The following is a 924-nucleotide window of genomic DNA, read 5'->3' as shown; positions in this document are numbered from 1 at the left end:
ACAACCCCCAACCTCCCCGCCACCCTGCACGACCTGCTGAACTTTCGGTTGCCGCCGGCCTACGACGCTTTCAACCTGTTCTCGGGGGCCGTACTGAGCTGGCCGACTGCGGCGCCGAGCATTTGGGTGCCTGCGGCGATCAACTGGGCACTGAAGGAGGGAGCGTTGCAGGCCCCCGCCCCGGCGATGTCTGCAGCGCCGGTCAATGGGTGGGCAACGGCGGCAGCGTCGCGGGTAGTGACGGTGTCCGCTCGGGCGGGGGGGTCCGCGGCAGCGAAAATGGGTGAAGCGATCATCATCGGCCGGATGTCGGCGCCGCCCGACTGGGCCACCGCGGCCCCAGCGATGCGCCTTGCCGCCGCGGCGGCGCAGAGCGCTGGCCCGACCGCTCTCGCGGCGGGGGGCGCCGACGGCCCATTCGCCGGAATGCCGCTACTCGGCGGGGTGCCCTCGACCGGCTCATCCGGACGCGAAACAGCCCCTGCTTCCAAAACCCAATGGCGACCGCCTCTGCTGAAGCTGCGCCCTGCCAACAATTCTCGAGCAAAGAGAGCGACGTAACCCTTGGAGGAAGCATGTCTTTCGTGACCACACAGCCCGAAGCGTTGGCGGCGGCGGCGGCCGACCTGCAGAGCCTAACTGTTGCGCTGAGCGCGCAGAACGCCGCGGCGGCCGCCCCGACCACCGGGGTGGTGCCGGCCGCGGCCGATGAAGTCTCGGTACTGACGGCAACCCAGTTCGCCGCCCACGGTGCGATGTATCAGGCCGTCGGCGCCCAGGCTCAACCGATCCATCAGTTGTTCGCGAGCACCTTGGCGAGCAGCTCAGGCGCCTACGCGGCCACCGAAGCGGCCAACGCTGTCGCAGCCACCTAGCACATGTTCACGTCAATGGATTACGCAGCGTTACCGCCCGAGGTCAACT

At 68.7% G+C, this 924-nt stretch carries 1 protein-coding gene and 1 pseudogene; both read left to right on the top strand.

The window, feature by feature from the left end; all coding sequences use genetic code 11:
* Positions 1-561: pseudogene (locus N415_RS31075) on the top strand (hypothetical protein); the annotation flags it as partial.
* A 14-nt stretch (positions 562-575) separates the two neighbouring features.
* Positions 576-875, top strand: a complete 300-nt coding sequence (locus N415_RS27165; RefSeq protein ID WP_068188405.1) for a PE family protein — start codon at positions 576-578, stop codon at positions 873-875.
* Positions 876-924 lie beyond the last annotated feature (49 nt).

It is taken from the genome of Mycobacterium sp. UM_CSW, from assembly GCF_000455205.1.
GTDB lineage: Bacteria > Actinomycetota > Actinomycetes > Mycobacteriales > Mycobacteriaceae > Mycobacterium.
This window is presented reverse-complemented; position numbering and strand designations above follow the sequence as displayed.